Here is a 17,974-nt window from a genome sequence, read left to right on the forward strand (position 1 = left end):
GTGCATGAACGTCTCGTCTCGGCTATTTCGGTTCACGGGAACTCGCCTCGATCACTCGGAAGGTCGCGTTCTTGATCTGGTCGTAGTCCACGGGACTCTTGGAACCGTCAAAAGCCTTGGTTTTCTTCGTCTGTCCAGCGTTCAGCGTTTCCTCGATCGAAGACGTCGCCAATTGGGTGGTTCCTTCGAAGGCCCCGATCAGCACATAGAACGTCCGTGCTTCTGTCAGGCGATTCGTCACGGTGACCGACAACTCACCTTTCCCGCTCGACATCACAAAGTCTCCGACTGCCACCTCGAGCTGGTCGGCGAGCACGTTTTGTGTGTTCGCTCGGTCTGCTCGCGGGGCCGCCGTCTGCGCTGGGGGCGTCTCGACCCCATCGCCCGAACCTGAATAGACGAGGGTCATGACGATGCCCATGATGAGGGCGAGCGCCGAGGTGGCAGTGCCGATCGCAGCAAGAGTCGGCCCGTCGGTTCCCCGTCGTACCAGAGCAACGATTCCGACTGTCAGTCCGGCGATACCGGCCACCGACGCAACCAACCCGACGTAATAGGGCACAAACGCCAGTAGTAGTGCACCGACACCCACGATCACCGAAATGATCGCGAGTACCGATGTGGCACCGTGGGTTTGCTGCGGAGCGGGCGATACCGGTTGGCCGGTTTGTCCGAGGATGTTCGGCGGATGCGCGCCGAATCCGCTTCCGAATTCAGGCGGTTGCCCGCCGAATGGTCCCGTCACGTCAGACCTCCCTGCTCCGGGCGGCGACGACCTTGAACTCTGCCGACTTGAGCTTCTCGGCGACTGCAGGATCGGTTTCGAAAGTGAAGTACTCCACCGTGGTGGTGGCGTCGCCTTCCAACGTCCCCGGATTTCCGCCCTTACTGAAGAAGGTGCCACCAATCTGGGTGCGCTCGTCGACGAATGCTCCGATGTCGACCCCGAAGTCGCGAGCAGTGCTCGTCTTGTTATGGAACGTGACCGGTATTTTGTTGCTCCACACCTTGTTAGCGCCGCCGTCGAGCGTGTACTCGAACGCCCCGAACGTGACGTCGAGTTCGTCGCGCAAGACAGTGTTGGTCGCGCCACTCTCATCCGCCCCTGCTGACGAGGCGGGTGAGCTCCCGCTGGGCGAATTGACGTGAACCAGAACGGAACTCACCGTAAGAACAACGGCAACACCCGCGGCCACCACACCGGAAATCGCCAGTGCCGGAACCTGTTCCCGATCGCGACCAGCCTGGCGTATACCGACGATCCCCGCAGCAAGACCCGCCAAGCCGATGACGGCCCCGATCAGGCCGAGCCAGAACGGGGCGTCGCTGTAGAACGGGACCAACACGAGTGCTACGCCGATGATTCCGATCACCACGGACAGGATCGGCCACAGCGCACCGGCCGAGTCGGCTCGCGGCGACAACGGCTGACCGATCGGCGGCGGTGCTGCCAACCCAGCATCGGGATACCCGTGCTGTTGTCCATGGGCCTGGCCACCCGCCGCGAACGGATCACCGAACGGCGAATCGAACCCGCCGCCAGGCGGTTGCTGCCCGAAACCGGTCATCGCATATCCCTCCACATGCTCAGTAAGGCGAGCAACTTGCCTTGGTCACTTCGAATGTCCCGGTCCGCAACCGATCTGCGTCCTCGCGTTTGATGCTGCTCTGGCCCAGACTGAAGATGTTCTCGCGAGCGGTGGTTCCAGGATTGAGCCTCATGTCCAGCAGGTATCCACCCCGGATCTCGGCTCCCGCACCGTCGACCGCCCGTACGGTGAAGCGGCACGTGCGGGGGATGTCGCGCTTGCTGACCACCGTCATCTCGGCCACCGGATCCCGCACAATAAAGTCGCCGCCGTCGTCGCTGTACGGGCCGAAGCTGACGTCGACTTCGTCTTTGAGGACCGATTGGATGTCGTAGTTGTTCTCCGGGATCACCGTCGCCGGGGCCAACTTCTTCGAGGTCGTTGTCGTGGGGGCTGCGGATGCCGGTGCCGGTGCCGGCGTCCGATACACGATGAAGAACATCACCGCGGCAAGGGCCATCGCCAGCACCGACACCACGATTCCGGTGATCGCGCTGCCCGCGCCGCGCCCGTCGCGCTGTGCTGCCTGCAGGCCCAAGACGCCCGCGACGATGCCGAAGATCCCGACGGGTATCGCCACAAATCCGATACCGGCGGGAAAGAGCGCGACGGCCAAGGCGCAGATCCCGACGACCAACGCAATCAAGGGCCAACGGGACCCCGCTGTCGGTGGTGGCTGCGAGGTATCCGGCGGTGTACCGAACGGCTGCAATGGGCTTCCGAATGTGCCGTTGTCGGCGGGCCAACCGCTTCCCCACTGCGTCATCGCGCGACGAGCCCCCCGATCACGGTGAAAGTTACCTGTGAACACCCCTGCGCGAGCATCGTAACCGGGCCTGGCCTGGGGAGCTGACACCAATTTCCCCTCGGCTCGGCCCGCGTCGCGACGTCGCCCGGCGGCCTACCGGCATGCCCTGAGACTCCCCCTGTGCAACAGTGATGCGTGTGCCTTCGTATCTGCTCCGGGTCCAGCTAGAGGACCGACCAGGCAGCCTCGGCTCGCTCGCCGTGGCGCTCGGGTCGGTCGGCGCCGACATCCTGTCCCTCGACGTCGTCGAGCGTGGAACCGGCTACGCCATCGACGATCTGGTCGTCGACCTGCCGCAGGGTTCGATGCCCGACAGCTTGATCACCGCCGCCGAAAACCTGTCCGGCGTCTATGTCGACAGCATCCGGCCCCATACCGGGCTGCTGGAGGCCCACCGCGAACTTGAATTGATCGACCACGTCGCGGCGGCCCGTTCGAAGGCACAGCGGCTGCAGGTGCTCGCCGAAGAAGCGCCACGAGTTCTGCGGGTCGGCTGGTGCACGGTGGTCCGGTCCAATGGTGACGCAGTGGAACGGGTCGCCGCGAGCCACGGCGCACCCGAGACCCAGGCACAGTCGGCGCCGTGGCTGCCGTTGGAACGGGCTTCGACGCTCAACGGCACCGAGCCATGGGTGCCACAGGTCTGGAGTGACATGGACACCACGCTGGCCGCCGCGCCACTGGGCGACCACAACACCGCGATCCTGTTGGGCCGCCCCGGTGGTCCGGGTTTCCGGCCGTCGGAGGTGGCGCGGTTGGGTTACCTGGCCGGGATCGTCGCGACGATCCTGCGCTGAACCGGACTAACCTTCGTCGGCCGTGGCCTCGTCGGCGGCCGGCGGACCTTCCGCGAGCAGCGTGCGGAAGCCGTCCTCGTCCAGGATCGGGACCCCGAGTTCGACGGCCTTGTCGTACTTGGATCCGGGCGCGTCCCCGGCGACCACGTACGCGGTTTTCTTCGACACCGAGCTGGCGGCCTTGCCGCCGCGGCTGATGATGGCCTCCTTGGCCTCGTCGCGGGAGAACCCGGGCAGTGAGCCCGTCACCACGATCGACAGACCTTCCAGCGTGCGCTCGATGCTCGCGTCGCGCTCGTCGGCCATCCGGACCCCGGCGTCACGCCACTTGTCGACGATGGCGCGGTGCCAGTCGACGGTGAACCAGTCGACTACCGCGGCGGCGATGGTCGGGCCCACGCCTTCCACCGCGGCGAGCTGTTCCTCGGAGGCCGCGACGATGGCGTCGAGGCTGGCGAACTCCGTGGCCAATGCACGTGCGGCGGTGGGACCGACATGGCGGATCGACAAGGCCACCAGCACCCGCCACAACGGCTGGGCCTTGGCCTTGTCGAGATTGGCCAGCAGGCGCTTGCCGTTGGCCGACAGTTCGCCGGCCTTCGTGGTGAACAGCTCGGTGCGCAGCAACTGGTCGGCGGTCAAAGTAAAGAGATCGCCCTCGTCGGCGATCACCCCGGCCTGCAACAGCGCGGTGGCGGCCTCGTAGCCGAGCCCCTCGATGTCGAACGCGCCGCGGCCCGCGACGTGAAACACCCTCTCCCGCAACTGCGCCGGGCAACTGCGAGTGTTCGGGCAGCGGATGTCGGCGTCGCCCTCCTTGGCCGGGGCCAACACGGTGCCGCATTCGGGGCAATTGGTCGGCATGGCGAACGCATGCTCGGATCCGTCCCGCAGGTCGACCACCGGGCCGAGCACCTCGGGGATGACGTCGCCCGCCTTGCGGATCACCACGGTGTCGCCGATCAGCACGCCCTTGCGCTGAACTTCGGTCGCGTTGTGCAGTGTGGCCAACCCGACGGTCGAGCCGGCCACCTTGACAGGCTCCATGTAGGCGAACGGTGTGACCCGGCCGGTCCGCCCCACGCTCACCCGGATGTCGAGCAGCTTCGTGGTGGCCTCTTCCGGTGGGTATTTGTAGGCCACCGCCCAGCGAGGGGCGCGCGAGGTCGATCCGAGCCGACGTTGCAGCGCCACCTCGTCGACCTTGACGACCAGGCCGTCGATCTCGTGGTCGACGTCATGGCGGTGCTCGCCCCAGTACGCGATCCGCTCGGCGACCGCGGCGACTCCGGACACCTTGGCCGTGTGTGCGGACACCGGCAGGCCCCACTGGCCCAGCGCCCGGTAGGCGTCGTGCAACGACGCGGGGCTGAAGCCTTCGGTATGGCCCAACCCGTGGCAGATCATCCGCAACCGGCGGCGCGCCGTGACCGCAGGATTCTTCTGGCGCAGCGAGCCCGCTGCACTGTTTCGTGGGTTGGCGAAGGGCGGCTTACCCTCGGCGACCAATCCGGCGTTGAGCTCCTCGAAGTCGGCGACCCGGAAGAACACCTCGCCACGTACTTCCAGCACTGCGGGCACCGGGAACTCGTCGGAGGCCCTCAGCTGCTCGGGGATGTCGGTGATGGTGCGGGCGTTGAGTGTCACGTCCTCACCGCTGCGCCCGTCACCGCGGGTGGCGGCCCGAACCAGCCGCCCATTGCGGTAGACGAGTGCGAGCGCGACGCCGTCGATCTTGAGTTCGCACAGGTAGTGCGCGGCATCGCCCGTCTCCCCGCTGATCCGGGCTGCCCAGGCCGACAGCTCGTCGGAATCGAACACGTTGTCCAGGGACAGCATCCGTTCGAGGTGCTCGGCCGGGGCGAATTCGGTGGCGAACCCGGCGCCACCGACCAGCTGGGTCGGGGAATCGGGTGTTCGCAGCTCGGGGTGGTCGGATTCCAGCGCCTGCAGCTCCCGCAGCATGGTGTCGAATTCGGCGTCCGAGACGATCGGCGCATCCTTGACGTAGTAGCGGAACTGGTGACCACGCACCTCGTCGGCAAGCTCCTGCCAACGCCGTCGCAGGTCGGCATCGGGCTGTTCGGGCAGCACGGCGTCGGTATCCACGGGCGGCTTCTCACTCACCCTGAGCAGGCTAGTCGAGTGCGCCGACAGCTCAGGGCAGCGGCAACCGGCGGAACCTCACGATGTCGTGCCAGCGGTTCCCGGTGGCATCGCAGAACTCGAAGTCATCGGCTTCCACCAGCTCACGTAGCTCGGCCACACTTAGGCGGTCCGGGTCAGGGAACCCTTCCCGGAATATCAGCAGCGCACCGGGTTTGAGGATCCGGTGCAAGGATCGGATGCACCCTCGCCTGTCCGATATCTCACCGAACGACGAAGCCAGGAATGCCACGTCGAAACTGTCGTCATAGAACGGGAGCTCTCCGTCGGCATCGCCCATGTGGAAGCTGACGTTGTAGCACTCGGCGCGGTCCAGGGCACTGCGGGATTTATCCAGCATCTCCAGTTGAATGTCCAACAGGTCCAGCCGGCCCCGGGGCAGGTTGCGGGCGATCGCGACGCTGAAATATCCGGGGCCCGGCCCGATTTCGAGCACCCGCTCGAACCCGGTCAGCTCGAGCCGTTTGACTGCACGGTCGTCATCGCCGCTGAGTCGCCGCAACGGATTGTTCAAGAAGTAGGCAGCCCGATGGGGATACGGATACCTACCCGTCCGGCGGGTTTGCCGGGTCAGGGAATCCAACCAGGTCGTGGGCATGTCCACCTTCCTACTCGATAAGGCAAGGCTAGCCTAACAATCAATTCTGGAAGTCCGCACCTACCGCTACCCTGTCGACATGCCGCACCCGATCATGTTCAGCGACGACGACTTGGGCCTGGCCGAACTCCGCACCGTTGCCCTGGGATTTCCCGAGGCCTTCGAGAAGGTTTCGTGGGGCCGTCCGGTGTTCTGCGCGCCGAAGATGTTCGCCATGTACGGCGGGAACGTCAAACCCGAGAGCCGCGGCGAGATGGTGCCGTATCCGCATTCACTGCTGATCAAGGTGGACGAGAGCGACCGTCGGGCGCTCGAACAGGACAGCCGCTTCTTCTTTCCGGCCTACATGGGCCCCTTCGGCTGGCTCGGTCTGGACTTCACTGCGGCGAAGGTGGATTGGAGCGAGGTCCGCGAACTCATCGACGCCTCGTTCCGCCTGGTCGCCTCACGCCGCCTCATCAAACAACTCGACGAGAACTGATCGGAAACAGCCATGAGTTTCGCCAGCCCATTCCCCGACGTCGACCTGCCGGCCGTCAGCGTCTACGACTACCTGTTCGCCGACATGTCACCGGCCGACGCGGACCGGATCGCCTTGGTGGATGCCAAGTCCGGTACCGAAACCAGCTACGGCGATCTGGTCAGCCGGATCGACGCATTCGCCGGCGGGTTGGCGGCCCGCGGGATCGGTGTCGGTGACGTGGTGGCACTGCTGTCCCCCAACAGTTCGGATTTCGCGATCGCGTTCCACGGCATCCTGCGCGCCGGGGCCACCGCCACCACCGTCAACGCACTGTTCACGGCACGGGACATCACCAAGCAGCTCAAGGATTCGAAGGCCCGCCTGCTGGTCACGGTGAGCGCGCTGCAACCCCAGGCCCTTGAGGGAGCACTGGGAGCCGGCCTCACCGAGGACCAGGTGGTGGTACTCGACGGCGCCGGACTCGGCGCCGACGGCCCGGCGCCCGAGGTGAGCTTCGATCCGGCCACCCATCTCGCGGCGCTCCCCTACAGCTCGGGCACCACGGCCAACCCCAAGGGTGTCATGCTCACCCACGCCAACCTGACCGCCAACGTCGCTCAGATCCGCCCGTTGCAGGGTTTGACCTCCGATGACCGGCTGTTGGCCGTGCTGCCGTTCTTCCACATCTACGGCATGACGGTGCTGCTCAACGCCGCCCTGCATGCGCGCGCCCAACTGGTCATCATGCCGTCGTTCGATCTCGGCGAATTTCTGGGCAACATCGCGAACCGCCGGTGCACCTTCGTCTACATCGCCCCGCCGGTGGCCGTCGCACTGGCCAAGCACCCGCTGGTCGATTCCTACGACCTGTCCTCGTTGCAGGCCGTCCTCTCCGGTGCGGCCTCCCTCGACGCCGATCTGGGTCGCGCGGTCGCAGATCGATTGAGCTGCACGGTGTCTCAGGGCTACGGCATGAGCGAGTTGAGTCCGGTCAGCCACATCACCCCGCACGACGGTGGACTGGCTGCGGTGGGCACGGTGGCTCCGCTCGACTCGTGCGGCTGGACCGTCCCCAACGGCGTGAGCAAGCTGGTCGACCCCGACACCGGTAAGGAAATCGAGATCCCCGCAGAGGGTTTGAGCGAAACCGGCGAACTCTGGTTCAAGGGCCCCAACGTGATGGCCGGCTACCTCAACAACGAAGCAGCCACGCAGGAGACCATCGACGCCGACGGCTTCCTGCACACTGGAGATCTGGCGCAGGTCGATTCCGCCGGCTGTGTCTACGTCGTCGACCGGCTGAAGGAACTCATCAAGTACAAGGGCTACCAGGTGCCGCCGGCCGAACTGGAGGCCGTGCTGCTGGGCCACCCCGGCATAGCCGATGCCGCGGTGATCGGGGTCCAGGACAAGGAATCCGGCGAGGAAGTGCCGAAAGCCTTTGTGGTCAAACAGCCTGCATCCGAATTGAGCGCCGACGAGGTGATGGCGTTCGTGGCCGGCCTGGTGGCTCCCTACAAGAAGGTGCGCCAGGTCGAATTCATCGACGCAATCCCCAAGTCGTCGGCCGGCAAGATCCTGCGCCGGGAACTCCGCGGCGGCTAGACCACTTTGTCACGCCAGAGTGGCACTCGGCATCGACAGCAACGCTGGCGTGACAACGGGCGTGCGAGACGTTCGCTACTCCTCGACGTAGGCCCGCAGGCGGTCGATCGCGCCGTCCCAGCGCTGCGACAGCGCTGTCAGGTAGTCGCTGGCCTGCACCAGCGGCTCGGGCTCGATCCGCCAGATTCGTTCGCGGCCCTTGCGGTCGCTGGTCACCAATCCCACCGCCTCCAGCAGCAGCAAGTGCTTGGTCGCGGCCTGACGCGTCACCGGAATCACTTGCGTCAGTTGCACTGTCGAACAGGGCCCGCCCTCGCACAGGCGGGTGACGATGCGCAACCGGTTGGGATCGCCGAGCGCGTCGAACAGCGGTGCGCGGTCGGCGACGGCGCCTGTCACGCCGGCTCACCGAGTGCGAGGTATTTCCGCACCATCTCGGTCTGGTGGGCCCAGCCCTCGCTGTTGCCCTCGAAGGCCGACCTCCGCCGCGCCTCGGGGATCGCGTCGAATCCGGATTCGACGATGCGCAACAACACGCCGCCCTCGGATTCGGTCAAGGTGAACTCGACGAGCGTCGTGGGCGCCTCGGGCTCGCGGGAGCCCGGTTCGACGGCGTAGGGATGCCAGCGGTAAGCCAACCGGTGCGGCGCCTCCACCGCCACGATGTGCCAGCCGTCGGCCTCCCCGGCGTAGGGCTCCTGCATCGCGGCGACCTCCTCGTCGACCTCGGTCGGGGTCATCACCCCGTTGACCGATTTCCCGGCGACGAACGGCCCGTCGAAGCGCACGCCGAACCAGCGGCCGAACTCCTCCGAACTGCTGATGGCCCGCCAGACCCGGTCCAGCGACGCCTTGAGCAGAACTTCCTTTTCGATCCGGTCGGTACTCATATGCAACCTTTCAGTTGCTTCTCAGCGTAGGAGCATCCGCACTCACACGCAACCTTTTGGTTGCTTTTTTCAGATCGCGTCCGGATCTTCGGCGAAGGCATCCGCTGCCTTCTGCGCGAGTTCCACCGCGGTGCGCGCCCACTTCGCGGTGGCGCCGGCCAGCCCACAGGCCGGCGTGATGCCGATCCGGTCACGAAGGACGGGCCTGCCGAAACCGAGTCGGTCCGTCAGCGCCGCGGCCGCCTTGGCGACCTCTTCGGCCGAGGGCCTGCCCTCGGGAGCTGTCGAGGGCACCACCCCGAGCAACACGGTCCGGCCCGAGTCGACGAACTCCCCGATTCCGTCCAGATCAGCGGGCGTCAAGGTCGAAACATCGACCAAGACGGCGTGAACAGCACTGCGCAACAACGCCTTCCATGGCAGATCGGGCGCACAGCTGTGCAGCGCGACTTCCGACCCGGCCGCTGCCACGCACGCGTCGAGCAGGTTCATCGCCAGCGGCTCGTCCACCGGATGCACGGGGGTGAAACTCGTGACCCCGGACAGCCGCCCCGCCAGCGCAGCGGGCAGTGACGGCTCGTCCAACTGGACCACCACCGGGGTTTCCAACCGCCGGGCCACCTCGGCACGGTGAACCGCCAAACCCTCGGAGAGGGACGCCGAAAGGTCCCGCAGCGCACCGTGATCGGTGATGGCGCGATGTCCGTTGGGCAGCTCCAGCTGAGCCGCCAGCGTGATCGGGCCCGAAGCCTGTACCTTCACCGCACGCCCACTACCCCGCAGTCCGGCGCGCTCCCACGCTTCCTCCAGCGCATCGATGTCCTCACCGAGCAGGCTCACCGCTCGGCGCAGCGCAGCGCTACGCCCCGGGGCGATGCGGTACCCGCGCGGCACGGTGTCGATACCGATGTCGACCAGCAGGGCCCCGGCCCGGCCGATCAGATCGGCACCGATCCCCCTGGCCGGCAGCTCTACGAGGTGCGACAGGGAGTGCAGCTCACCTACGACGACTTCTGCGGCAGTCCGCGCCTCTGTCCCCGGCCAGGAACCGACACCGGTCGCTGTGGCGAAAACACTCACGCGCGTGCGATGGTCGCGCTGGCGATGACCTCGTCGCCCTCGGCATCGGGTCGGTACAGCACCACCGTCTGCCCGGGAGCGACGCCGCGCAGCGGCGCCCGCAGGGACAACACCAACCTGCCGTCGCACAGCTCGGCCACCGCGTCGGTGATGCCGCCGTGCGCGCGCACCTGGATCTGGCATTCCACCGGTCCGTCCAGCGGGGTCCCGCTGGTGAATACCGGCTTGTCGCCGAACAACTCCCGCACCTCGAGATCCTCGGCAGGTCCGACCCGCACCGTGCCCGTCTCGGCATCGATCGCGGTGACATACCGCGGCCGGCCATCGGCTCCCGGTCCCGGAATACCCAGGCCCTTGCGCTGGCCGATCGTGAAACCGTGCACGCCTTCGTGTTCGGCGAGTACCGTGCCGTCGTTGTCGAGCACCGCTCCGGGCCTGATGCCGATACGTGCGCCCAGGAACGCCTGGGTGTCCCCCGACGGAATGAAGCAGATGTCATGACTGTCAGGCTTTTTCGCGACTGCCAGGCCGCGCTCGGCGGCCTCGGCCCGGATCTGCGGCTTGGGCGTGTCACCGATCGGGAAGACCGCATGTGCCAACTGCTCGGCCGTCAGCACACCCAGTACATAGGACTGGTCCTTGTCGGCATCGACGGCGCGCCGCAATCGGCCGTCCTCCAGCCGCGCGTAGTGACCGGTGGCCACCGCATCGAAACCGAGAGCCAGGGCGCGGGCCGCCAGCGCGGAGAACTTGATCCGCTCATTGCACCGGACGCAGGGGTTGGGGGTCTCGCCGCGGGCGTAGGACTCGACGAAGTCGTCGATCACGTCATCCTTGAACCTGTCGGCGAAATCCCATACATAGAACGGGATGTCGAGGATGTCTGCCACCCGGCGGGCATCGCCCGCGTCTTCCTTGGAGCAGCATCCCCGCGATCCGGTGCGCAAAGTGCCGGGCGCCGACGAGAGCGCCATGTGCACTCCGACGACATCGTGTCCGGCGTCGACCATGCGGGCTGCGGCCACCGAGGAATCCACGCCACCGCTCATTGCGACCAGGACTCTCATGAGAAGGTCCTTCCCGCACTGGCCAGTGCCGCCTGCCGGGCTCGCTCGACCGCCGCGGGCAGTACGTCCAGCACCGCATCGACGTCGGCGTCGGTGCTGGTGTGCCCCAAGGAGAACCGCAGTGATCCTCGCGCGGTGGCCGGGTCGGCACCCATCGCGATCAGAACATGTGACGGCTGCGCCACGCCGGCTGTACACGCCGAGCCGGTGGAGCATTCGACGCCCTTGGCGTCGAGCAGCATCAGCAGCGAATCACCTTCGCAGCCACGGAAGGTGAAGTGTGTGTTGGCGGGCAACCGGCCGGCTCCGCGGGGCCCGTTCAGGTAGGTGTCCTCGATCATGGACAGCACGCCCTCGATCAGCCTGTCCCGCAACGCCTGCACCCGCGAGCTGTGGTCGGACAGCCCCCCGATCGCCACCTCGGCCGCCGCGGCCATCGCCACGGCACCGGCCACATCCGGGGTCCCGGAGCGTACGTCGCGCTCCTGACCGCCACCGTGCAGCAGCGGCACGCAGGCGGTGTCCCGACGCAGGACCAGCGCGCCGATGCCCATCGGGCCGCCGAACTTGTGGGCGGCCACGCTCATGGCCGCCAATCCGGTCTCGCCGAAATCGACGGGGACCTGGCCGACGGCCTGAATGGCGTCGCTGTGCATCGGGATTTCGAACTCGGCCGCGATGGAAGCCAGTTCGGCGATCGGCATGATCGTGCCGACCTCGTTGTTGGCCCACATGATGCTGACCAGCGCAACGTCAGCGGGTCCGTCACCGGCCTCGAGCGCCGAGCGCAGTGACTCGGGTGTGACGACGCCCTCGGCGTCGACCGGGAGCCAGGTCACCTCGGCGTCCTCATGGTCGACGAGCCACTGCACGGCATCGAGAACCGCATGATGCTCGACGGCGGTCGTGACGATGCGGCGCCGCTTCGGCTCGGCATCGCGGCGGGCCCAGTAGATGCCTTTGACGGCCAGGTTGTCGCTCTCGGTGCCACCGGCGGTGAAGATCAACTCCGACGGCCGGCAGCCCAGCAGGCGGGCCAGCGTCTCGCGGGCCTCCTCCATCCGGCGCCGTGCCAGGCGCCCTGAACCGTGCAGCGAGGAGGCGTTGCCCACACTCGACAGCGCAGCCGTCATCGCGTCGATGGCGGCTGGGTGCATCGGGGTGGTGGCGGCGTGATCGAGATAGACCGGCCTGCCCGCGGAGGAGCTCATAACCTCTCCAGGATAGCCGCTGGCAGGCGACCCGCCCTCCAGCCGCCTCAGGCCACCAGAATGTGCGCGGGAGCTCCAGGAAGCTCCTGGTGGCCCCGCACCACTGCCTCGCAGCGTCCGGCCAGCACCCGCCGGTCTTCTCCGGGCAGCTGCAGCGACCCGACGTGGACATGGCACACCGTGCGACGCGCGGTGATGACCCGCCGCACCGACCGCAACAGGGTGTCCTCGCCCACGAAGGCCGGGATCGTCGACGGGCGGCCGTCGCGGTGACGGTAGTCCAGCCGCAGCGGCTGCACCGGGCGGGCCGCATCGATCGCGGCCTGGAACATCGCCGGCCGGAACGGTCCGTACGCCAGCCCGCACCAGGTGGTGCCCTCCGGGAAGGCCACCACGGTATGTCCGGCCCGCAGACGTTCGGCCACGGTGTCGACCACCGCGGGCAGCCGGCGCAGGCTGCCCCGGTCGATCGGGATCACCTTCATCACCCGGGCCAGCCGGCCCAGCGCGGGCCATTCCACCAGATCCGCACGGGCCACGAAGGAGCCGGGCAGCACCGACCCGACCGTGAAGATGTCCAGCCAGGACACGTGACCGGTGACCACGAGCACCCCTTGCAGATTACGAATAGGGCCGCCCGACAAGGCGATTCGCACTCCGAAGCAACGCAGCATCAGCCGACAGTAGAACCGCTGCAGGTGCCAGCGTCCGGGCATCGGCACTGCCAGCAGAACCGCCCCCGGGAACAGGACAACCGCCATGACAACCCGCACCGTGGTGCGTACCCACACCACGAGCCGCCTTCCGGCGTCTGCACCGTCTACGTGCACACAGCTGGAGTCACACGACGCCCTGGGCAGCCATGGGTGCTGGACGTTTGCGGCGGTCACGACGCGTCCCCGGCCACCCCGCCGGCCATGTCGGCGGCTGCCGAGACCGAGCGCAGGCGCTTGAGGTAGCGGACGTCCGCGCGGCGCTTGTCCAGTAGAGCCGGGAAATCCCCCACCCCGAAGTCGGGGTCGTGGGCAGGTTCCCCGCATACCTGCGCACCGAGCCGCAGATAGCCGCGCATCAGCGGCGGCACCGTGGTCCGCGACGGCGGGTCGATGTCGTCGAGTCCTCTGCCGTCGAGCACCACCGGCCGGTACGGGTACACGGTGTGCTCGGCGGGGGCCGCGTGGCGGCGCCGCACGAAGTCGCGGACTCCGCGGATCTGGGTTCCGGGCGGCCCGTCGGCGTTACCTGCAACCGGAACCGATACGCAGCCGGTCACGTAGTCGTACCCGGAGCGGTCGAGGTAGGCCAGGATGCCTGCCCACATCAGCAGGACGACGGCCCCGTTGCGGTGATCGGTGCGCACCACGGCGCGGCCCATCTCGACCAGGGACGGCCGCAGCGCGTCGAGACCGCGTACATCGAATTCGGTGGCGGTGTACAGCCCGCCCGCGGCGATGGCGCCCGGTGGCGGCAGCATCCGGTAGCAACCCACCAGCTCGCCGGTGCGGTCCTCCCGGACCAGCAGGTGGTCGCAGTGCTCGTCGAATCGGTCGGCGTCACGTCCATCGGTGGTCCCGGCCAGAGCGAACCCGGGTTCGGAGGTGAACACGTCGTGCCGGAGCCGCTGGGCGGCTTCGATGAGGTCGGGGTCGGCGGACAGCAGCAGGGTGTAGCGCGGCGCATCGGGCGTCGCACTGTCGGCGTGATCAGCGGCGATGAGTACAGATGCAGTGCTCATACCGAGCACGGTCGCCCAGCCGGGTCTCCAGACGGCATCGCCCGTATGACATGTCTGTGAGCGCCAGGTGACGTTTTGTGCTGCGATCAGGCGTCGAGGAACACCACGTTCTCGGTGATCGGATCGCGGGGTGTGTCCAGGTGGTTGGCCGGAAAGTCCGGGTCGGCATAGCCGATCGACACCCCGCACAGGACCGTCAGCTCGTCGGGGATACCGAGTTGTTCACGCAGCACATCCGGATAGAACGAGATCGACACCTGCACGCAACTGCCGATACCCCGTTCGTTCAACGCCAACAGCAGGGTCTGCAGGAACATCCCGACGCCGAGCGCGTCGACGTTCGTGAAATCGCGATGCATGCAGACCACCCCGGCGACCGGGGCGTGGAAGAACTCCCAGTTCCGCCGCTGGGCCGCCCAGCGGCCCTCGGCGTCGTCGCGGGCGATCCCCATGGCTCCGTAGACCAGTGCGCCGCTCTCCCTGCGCCGGTGCGCGAACTGAGGCGGCAGGCCCGCGGAGCCGATCGCCGGCGGAGCCGCATCGACCGCGGTGAGCAGCGCGTCGACCAATCGGACGCGCTGCTCACCGGTGGCGAAGAAGACGTGCCAGGGCTGCGTGTTGGAGTTCGACGGTGCCCGCATCGCCAGCGCGAGTGCCTCGTCGAGCAGTTCTCGCGGAACGGGCTTGTCCGGCAAGAACATCCGTGACGACCGCCGCGACCGGACGACGTCTCCGAACTCGGCCATCAGCGCACTCGCCGGTCCTTGCGGGCCTCGAGTTCGTCGTCCTCGACGATGACGAGCATCGGTTCGCCGGGCACACACAGCATGTTGACGAGGAACCGCAGTGGAACGTCGTCGCGATTGTTGGCATCCGAGTAGTGGATGACGTCACCGCCGGGCTCCCAGAAGGCCTCCCCCGCCTTGACCACGCGCGGTGCCTCACCCTCCAACTCGAACAGCATCTCGCCCTCGAGGACGTAGCCGAAGGCAGGTCCGGCTGGGTGCCGGTGCGGCGGTGCGCCGGGTGAACCCGCCGGCCACTCGATGATCGTCGTCATCACTTCGGCGTTCGGCGGGATGAACGGTGGTGTCACGCTGGCGATCACGGTCATCGCATCGTGCAGGGCCTTTTCCTGCTCCGCGGTCACAGGCATGTCAGTGAGCCCCGCTCCATGCGGCCCAACGGGTTTCACCGAGAATCCCGTCGTCACCGGTGACCAGGCTGTTGTCGTCGACCGCGGTACCGAAGTACTTTGCCTGCGGATCGACCACGACCGGCTTGTCGTCGCCCTGCTTGGCAAGCACCGCACGCGCCATGTCGGCGAACGAGAATTTGTCGGGCCCACCGATGTTGACGATCCCGTTGAGCGGAGCGCCCTGAGCGACTTTCGCGACCTCACCGGCGACGTCGTCGACCGAGATCAGCTGGATCCGCGCATCGGGGACCCGCACCTCGTCACCCACCACCAGCGATCCCGTGATGGCCTCGGCGAACTCCTGGAACTGCGTGGCCCGCACGATCGAGTACGGCAGTCCGGATTCGGTGATGTTCTTCTCCTGGGCCACCTTGGCCCGCATGTAGCCGCTGTCCGGGAGTCCGTCGGTCCCCACGATCGACAACGCCACGTAGTGCCCGACACCGGTCTCCTTCGCGGCGGTCACCAGGTTGCGCGAGGACGTCGTGAAGAAGTCCAGCACCGGGCCGTCCTCGAACGAGGGTGAGTTGACCACGTCGACGAGTGCGTCGGCGCCGCTGAGAGCCTCAGCGAGGCCCTCGCCGGTGAGGACATTGGCGCCCGACGAAAGGGAGGCCGCGACCACGTCGTGTCCGGCTTCGGTGAGCAACCGCACCACCCGCGAGCCGATCTGCCCGCTGGCACCTATGACTGTGATTTTCATTGTGCGAATCCTTTTCTCTGGCGTGCTGACAGAACCAACACTGGCACCGCATGCCGAGATCCAAACCCTGGAAAGTCCGTAGTCGGTCGCCTGGCCCACCGCCGCCTTGTCACGCGAGAGTGGCTCTCGGGCTCGAGCGCCACTCCAGCGTGACACTCGGCACGCGTTGTGGGCGCCGATTGCGCCACACCGTTTCGCCAGACCGTTTCGCCACATCATTGCCCCCACACAGCACAGAACCCCGGCGCACCAGGTGCACCGGGGTTCTGCGTTGACAGCTTGGGGGAACTAGCCCTTACGCGCCTTGACCGCCTCGGTCAGCTGCGGGCTGACCTTGAACAGGTCACCGACGATGCCGAGGTCGGCGATCTCGAAGATCGGAGCTTCCTCGTCCTTGTTCACCGCGATGATCGTCTTCGACGTCTGCATGCCGGCACGGTGCTGGATCGCACCGGAGATGCCCAGCGCGATGTACAGCTGCGGCGACACGGTCTTACCGGTCTGGCCGACCTGGAACTGACCCGGGTAGTAACCCGAGTCGACCGCGGCACGGGAGGCACCCACGGCACCGCCCAGCGAGTCGGCCAGCTCCTCGACGACCGAGAAGCTCTCGGCGCTGCCGACACCACGGCCACCGGCGACCACAACGCTGGCCTCGGTGAGCTCGGGGCGGTCGCCGGCGACGGCGGGCTCGCGCTTGGTGATCTTGGTCGCGTTCTCGGCCTGGGCCGGGACCTCGACGTTGACGACCTCGCCGGCACCGTCGGCCGGGGCGGCCTCGACGGCACCCGGGCGCACCGTGATCACCGGGGTGTCACTGGTGACCTGGGCCTCGACGGTGAAGGCACCACCGAAGATGCTGTGGACGCCCACTGCACCTTCGCGGACCTCGACGACGTCGACGAGCAGGCCCGAGCCGATACGCGCGGCCAGGCGGGCGGCAATTTCCTTGCCGTCTGCGGTGGCGGCGACGATCACGCCGGCAGGGGCGGCCGACTCGGCCAGCCCGGCGAGCACGTCGACGACGGGGGTGACCAGGTAGCTCTCCGCGTCGTCAGACTCGGCGACGTAGATCTTGGCCGCGCCGGCGGCCTTCAGGCCGTCGACCAGCGGAGCAGCGGTGCCGGGCTTGCCCACCACGACGGCGGCAGGCTCACCCAGCGCGCGGGCGGCGGTGATGAGCTCGGCGCTGACCTTCTTCAATGCACCTTCGGAGTGCTCAGCGAGCACAAGTACTTCAGCCATGAGTTCTCGTTATGTCTTTCTGCTAGATCAGCTTTTGCGCGACCAGGTACTCGGCGATCTTGGTGCCGCCTTCGCCTTCGTCGGTCACCTTTTCACCGGCGGTCTTCGGCGGCTTCGGGGTCGAAGACAGCACCTTGGAACCGGCATTGGCAACGCCGACCTCATCGGCTTCCACGCCGATCTCGGCGAGGGTGAGCACGGTGACTTCCTTCTTCTTCGCGGCCATGATGCCCTTGAAGGAGGGGAAGCGGGGCTCGTTGATCTTCTCGTTGACGCTGACCACGGCCGGCAGCGAGGCCTCGAGGCTGAAGACGCCCTCGTCGGTCTCACGCTCGGCGGTGACCTTGCCGCCCTCGACGGTCAGCTTGCGCACGTGGGTGAGCTGCGGCAGACCGAGGTACTCGGCGATCACGGCCGGAACCGCTCCGCCGACACCGTCGGTGGCCTCGTTACCGGCGATGACCAGCTCGGTGCCTTCGATGGTGCCCAGCGCGCGGGCCAGGGCCCAGCCCGTCTGGATCACGTCCGAGCCGTGCAGGCCGTCGTCCTTGAGGTGCACAGCCTTGTCGGCACCCATCGACAGCGCCTTGCGGATCGCCTCGGTGGCGCGCTCCGGACCGGCGGTCAGCACGGTGACGGTGCTGTCTCCACCCTCACGCTCCTTGATCAACAGCGCCTCTTCCACGGCGCGCTCGTTGATCTCGTCGAGCACGGCGTCGGCAGCCTCGCGGTCGAGGGTGAAATCGCCGTCGGACAGCTTGCGCTCCGACCAAGTGTCTGGGACCTGTTTGATCAGGACCACGATGTTCGTCATGACTC

The 17,974-nt window shown here is 67.1% G+C and carries 20 protein-coding genes; 3 read left to right on the plus strand and 17 right to left on the minus strand.

The genetic code is table 11. The annotated features are described in order from the left end of the window. Positions 1-22 precede the first annotated feature (22 nt). From AC4ELH_RS01330 to AC4ELH_RS01340, 3 genes are read right to left on the minus strand one after another with little or no spacing between them, the layout of a single operon-like run. Positions 23-745, minus strand: a complete 723-nt coding sequence (locus tag AC4ELH_RS01330; RefSeq protein WP_064881929.1) for a DUF4190 domain-containing protein — start codon at positions 743-745, stop codon at positions 23-25. Position 746: 1 nt separating this feature from the next. Beyond that, on the minus strand, positions 747-1,568 hold the full coding sequence (locus AC4ELH_RS01335; RefSeq protein WP_131811637.1) for a hypothetical protein: 822 nt from the start codon (positions 1,566-1,568) through the stop codon (positions 747-749). A gap of 19 nt (positions 1,569-1,587) precedes the next feature. Continuing rightward, positions 1,588-2,355, minus strand: coding sequence for a DUF4190 domain-containing protein (locus AC4ELH_RS01340; protein ID WP_448446918.1), 768 nt, complete (start codon positions 2,353-2,355; stop codon positions 1,588-1,590). Positions 2,356-2,534: 179 nt separating this feature from the next. Between AC4ELH_RS01340 and AC4ELH_RS01345 the strand changes: the two genes are divergently transcribed. Next, complete coding sequence (locus tag AC4ELH_RS01345; RefSeq protein ID WP_064881989.1) at positions 2,535-3,194, plus strand: ACT domain-containing protein; 660 nt, start codon at positions 2,535-2,537, stop codon at positions 3,192-3,194. A 6-nt stretch (positions 3,195-3,200) separates the two neighbouring features. Here the strand turns inward: AC4ELH_RS01345 and ligA are convergent, their stop codons facing one another. Further along, the gene (gene ligA, locus AC4ELH_RS01350; RefSeq protein ID WP_498883065.1) at positions 3,201-5,285 is read right to left on the minus strand and encodes an NAD-dependent DNA ligase LigA; all 2,085 of its coding nucleotides are present in this window, start codon (positions 5,283-5,285) and stop codon (positions 3,201-3,203) included. Between the two features lie 67 nt (positions 5,286-5,352). Further along, positions 5,353-5,943: a class I SAM-dependent methyltransferase gene (locus AC4ELH_RS01355; protein WP_064881992.1), complete on the minus strand. Its 591-nt coding sequence runs from the start codon at positions 5,941-5,943 to the stop codon at positions 5,353-5,355. A 94-nt stretch (positions 5,944-6,037) separates the two neighbouring features. Between AC4ELH_RS01355 and AC4ELH_RS01360 the strand changes: the two genes are divergently transcribed. Next, entirely contained in the window at positions 6,038-6,439 is a 402-nt protein-coding gene (locus AC4ELH_RS01360; RefSeq protein ID WP_064960708.1) for an MmcQ/YjbR family DNA-binding protein, read from the plus strand. A gap of 12 nt (positions 6,440-6,451) precedes the next feature. Continuing rightward, the gene (locus AC4ELH_RS01365; RefSeq protein ID WP_498883019.1) at positions 6,452-8,026 is read left to right on the plus strand and encodes a 4-coumarate--CoA ligase family protein; all 1,575 of its coding nucleotides are present in this window, start codon (positions 6,452-6,454) and stop codon (positions 8,024-8,026) included. 75 nt (positions 8,027-8,101) lie between these two features. On the opposite strand, the gene AC4ELH_RS01370 is transcribed toward AC4ELH_RS01365, so the two are convergent. From AC4ELH_RS01370 to AC4ELH_RS01425, 12 genes are all read right to left on the minus strand, one after another. Then, a complete protein-coding gene (locus AC4ELH_RS01370) occupies positions 8,102-8,425 on the minus strand; it encodes an ArsR/SmtB family transcription factor (protein WP_064881940.1) in 324 nt (107 codons plus the stop codon). Further along, positions 8,422-8,916: an SRPBCC family protein gene (locus tag AC4ELH_RS01375; protein WP_498883020.1), complete on the minus strand. Its 495-nt coding sequence runs from the start codon at positions 8,914-8,916 to the stop codon at positions 8,422-8,424. The genes AC4ELH_RS01370 and AC4ELH_RS01375 overlap by 4 nt, the downstream gene beginning before the upstream one ends. A gap of 69 nt (positions 8,917-8,985) precedes the next feature. Continuing rightward, positions 8,986-9,996, minus strand: coding sequence for a uroporphyrinogen decarboxylase/cobalamine-independent methonine synthase family protein (locus AC4ELH_RS01380; RefSeq protein ID WP_498883021.1), 1,011 nt, complete (start codon positions 9,994-9,996; stop codon positions 8,986-8,988). Then, positions 9,993-11,063: a tRNA 2-thiouridine(34) synthase MnmA gene (mnmA, locus tag AC4ELH_RS01385; RefSeq protein ID WP_498883022.1), complete on the minus strand. Its 1,071-nt coding sequence runs from the start codon at positions 11,061-11,063 to the stop codon at positions 9,993-9,995. Before mnmA ends, AC4ELH_RS01380 begins: the two co-directional genes overlap by 4 nt. Further along, a complete protein-coding gene (locus tag AC4ELH_RS01390; protein ID WP_498883024.1) occupies positions 11,060-12,274 on the minus strand; it encodes a cysteine desulfurase family protein in 1,215 nt (404 codons plus the stop codon). Before AC4ELH_RS01390 ends, mnmA begins: the two co-directional genes overlap by 4 nt. Before the next feature lie 47 nt (positions 12,275-12,321). Further along, positions 12,322-13,164, minus strand: coding sequence for a lysophospholipid acyltransferase family protein (locus AC4ELH_RS01395; protein WP_064881949.1), 843 nt, complete (start codon positions 13,162-13,164; stop codon positions 12,322-12,324). Further along, positions 13,161-14,009 carry a GNAT family N-acetyltransferase gene (locus AC4ELH_RS01400; RefSeq protein ID WP_064881951.1) on the minus strand — a complete coding sequence of 283 codons (849 nt, stop codon included), beginning with the start codon at positions 14,007-14,009 and terminating at the stop codon, positions 13,161-13,163. The genes AC4ELH_RS01395 and AC4ELH_RS01400 overlap by 4 nt, the downstream gene beginning before the upstream one ends. A gap of 86 nt (positions 14,010-14,095) precedes the next feature. Beyond that, positions 14,096-14,755 carry a nitroreductase gene (locus AC4ELH_RS01405; RefSeq protein ID WP_064881952.1) on the minus strand — a complete coding sequence of 220 codons (660 nt, stop codon included), beginning with the start codon at positions 14,753-14,755 and terminating at the stop codon, positions 14,096-14,098. Then, complete coding sequence (locus AC4ELH_RS01410) at positions 14,755-15,165, minus strand: cupin domain-containing protein (RefSeq protein ID WP_064881955.1); 411 nt, start codon at positions 15,163-15,165, stop codon at positions 14,755-14,757. The genes AC4ELH_RS01405 and AC4ELH_RS01410 overlap by 1 nt, the downstream gene beginning before the upstream one ends. Position 15,166: 1 nt before the next feature. After that, positions 15,167-15,910 carry an SDR family oxidoreductase gene (locus tag AC4ELH_RS01415; RefSeq protein WP_064881957.1) on the minus strand — a complete coding sequence of 248 codons (744 nt, stop codon included), beginning with the start codon at positions 15,908-15,910 and terminating at the stop codon, positions 15,167-15,169. A 288-nt stretch (positions 15,911-16,198) separates the two neighbouring features. Then, on the minus strand, positions 16,199-17,155 hold the full coding sequence (locus AC4ELH_RS01420) for an electron transfer flavoprotein subunit alpha/FixB family protein (RefSeq protein ID WP_064881960.1): 957 nt from the start codon (positions 17,153-17,155) through the stop codon (positions 16,199-16,201). Between the two features lie 22 nt (positions 17,156-17,177). Continuing rightward, positions 17,178-17,969: an electron transfer flavoprotein subunit beta/FixA family protein gene (locus AC4ELH_RS01425; protein ID WP_055112679.1), complete on the minus strand. Its 792-nt coding sequence runs from the start codon at positions 17,967-17,969 to the stop codon at positions 17,178-17,180. Positions 17,970-17,974 lie beyond the last annotated feature (5 nt).

It is taken from the genome of Mycobacterium shunyiense, assembly GCF_058270075.1.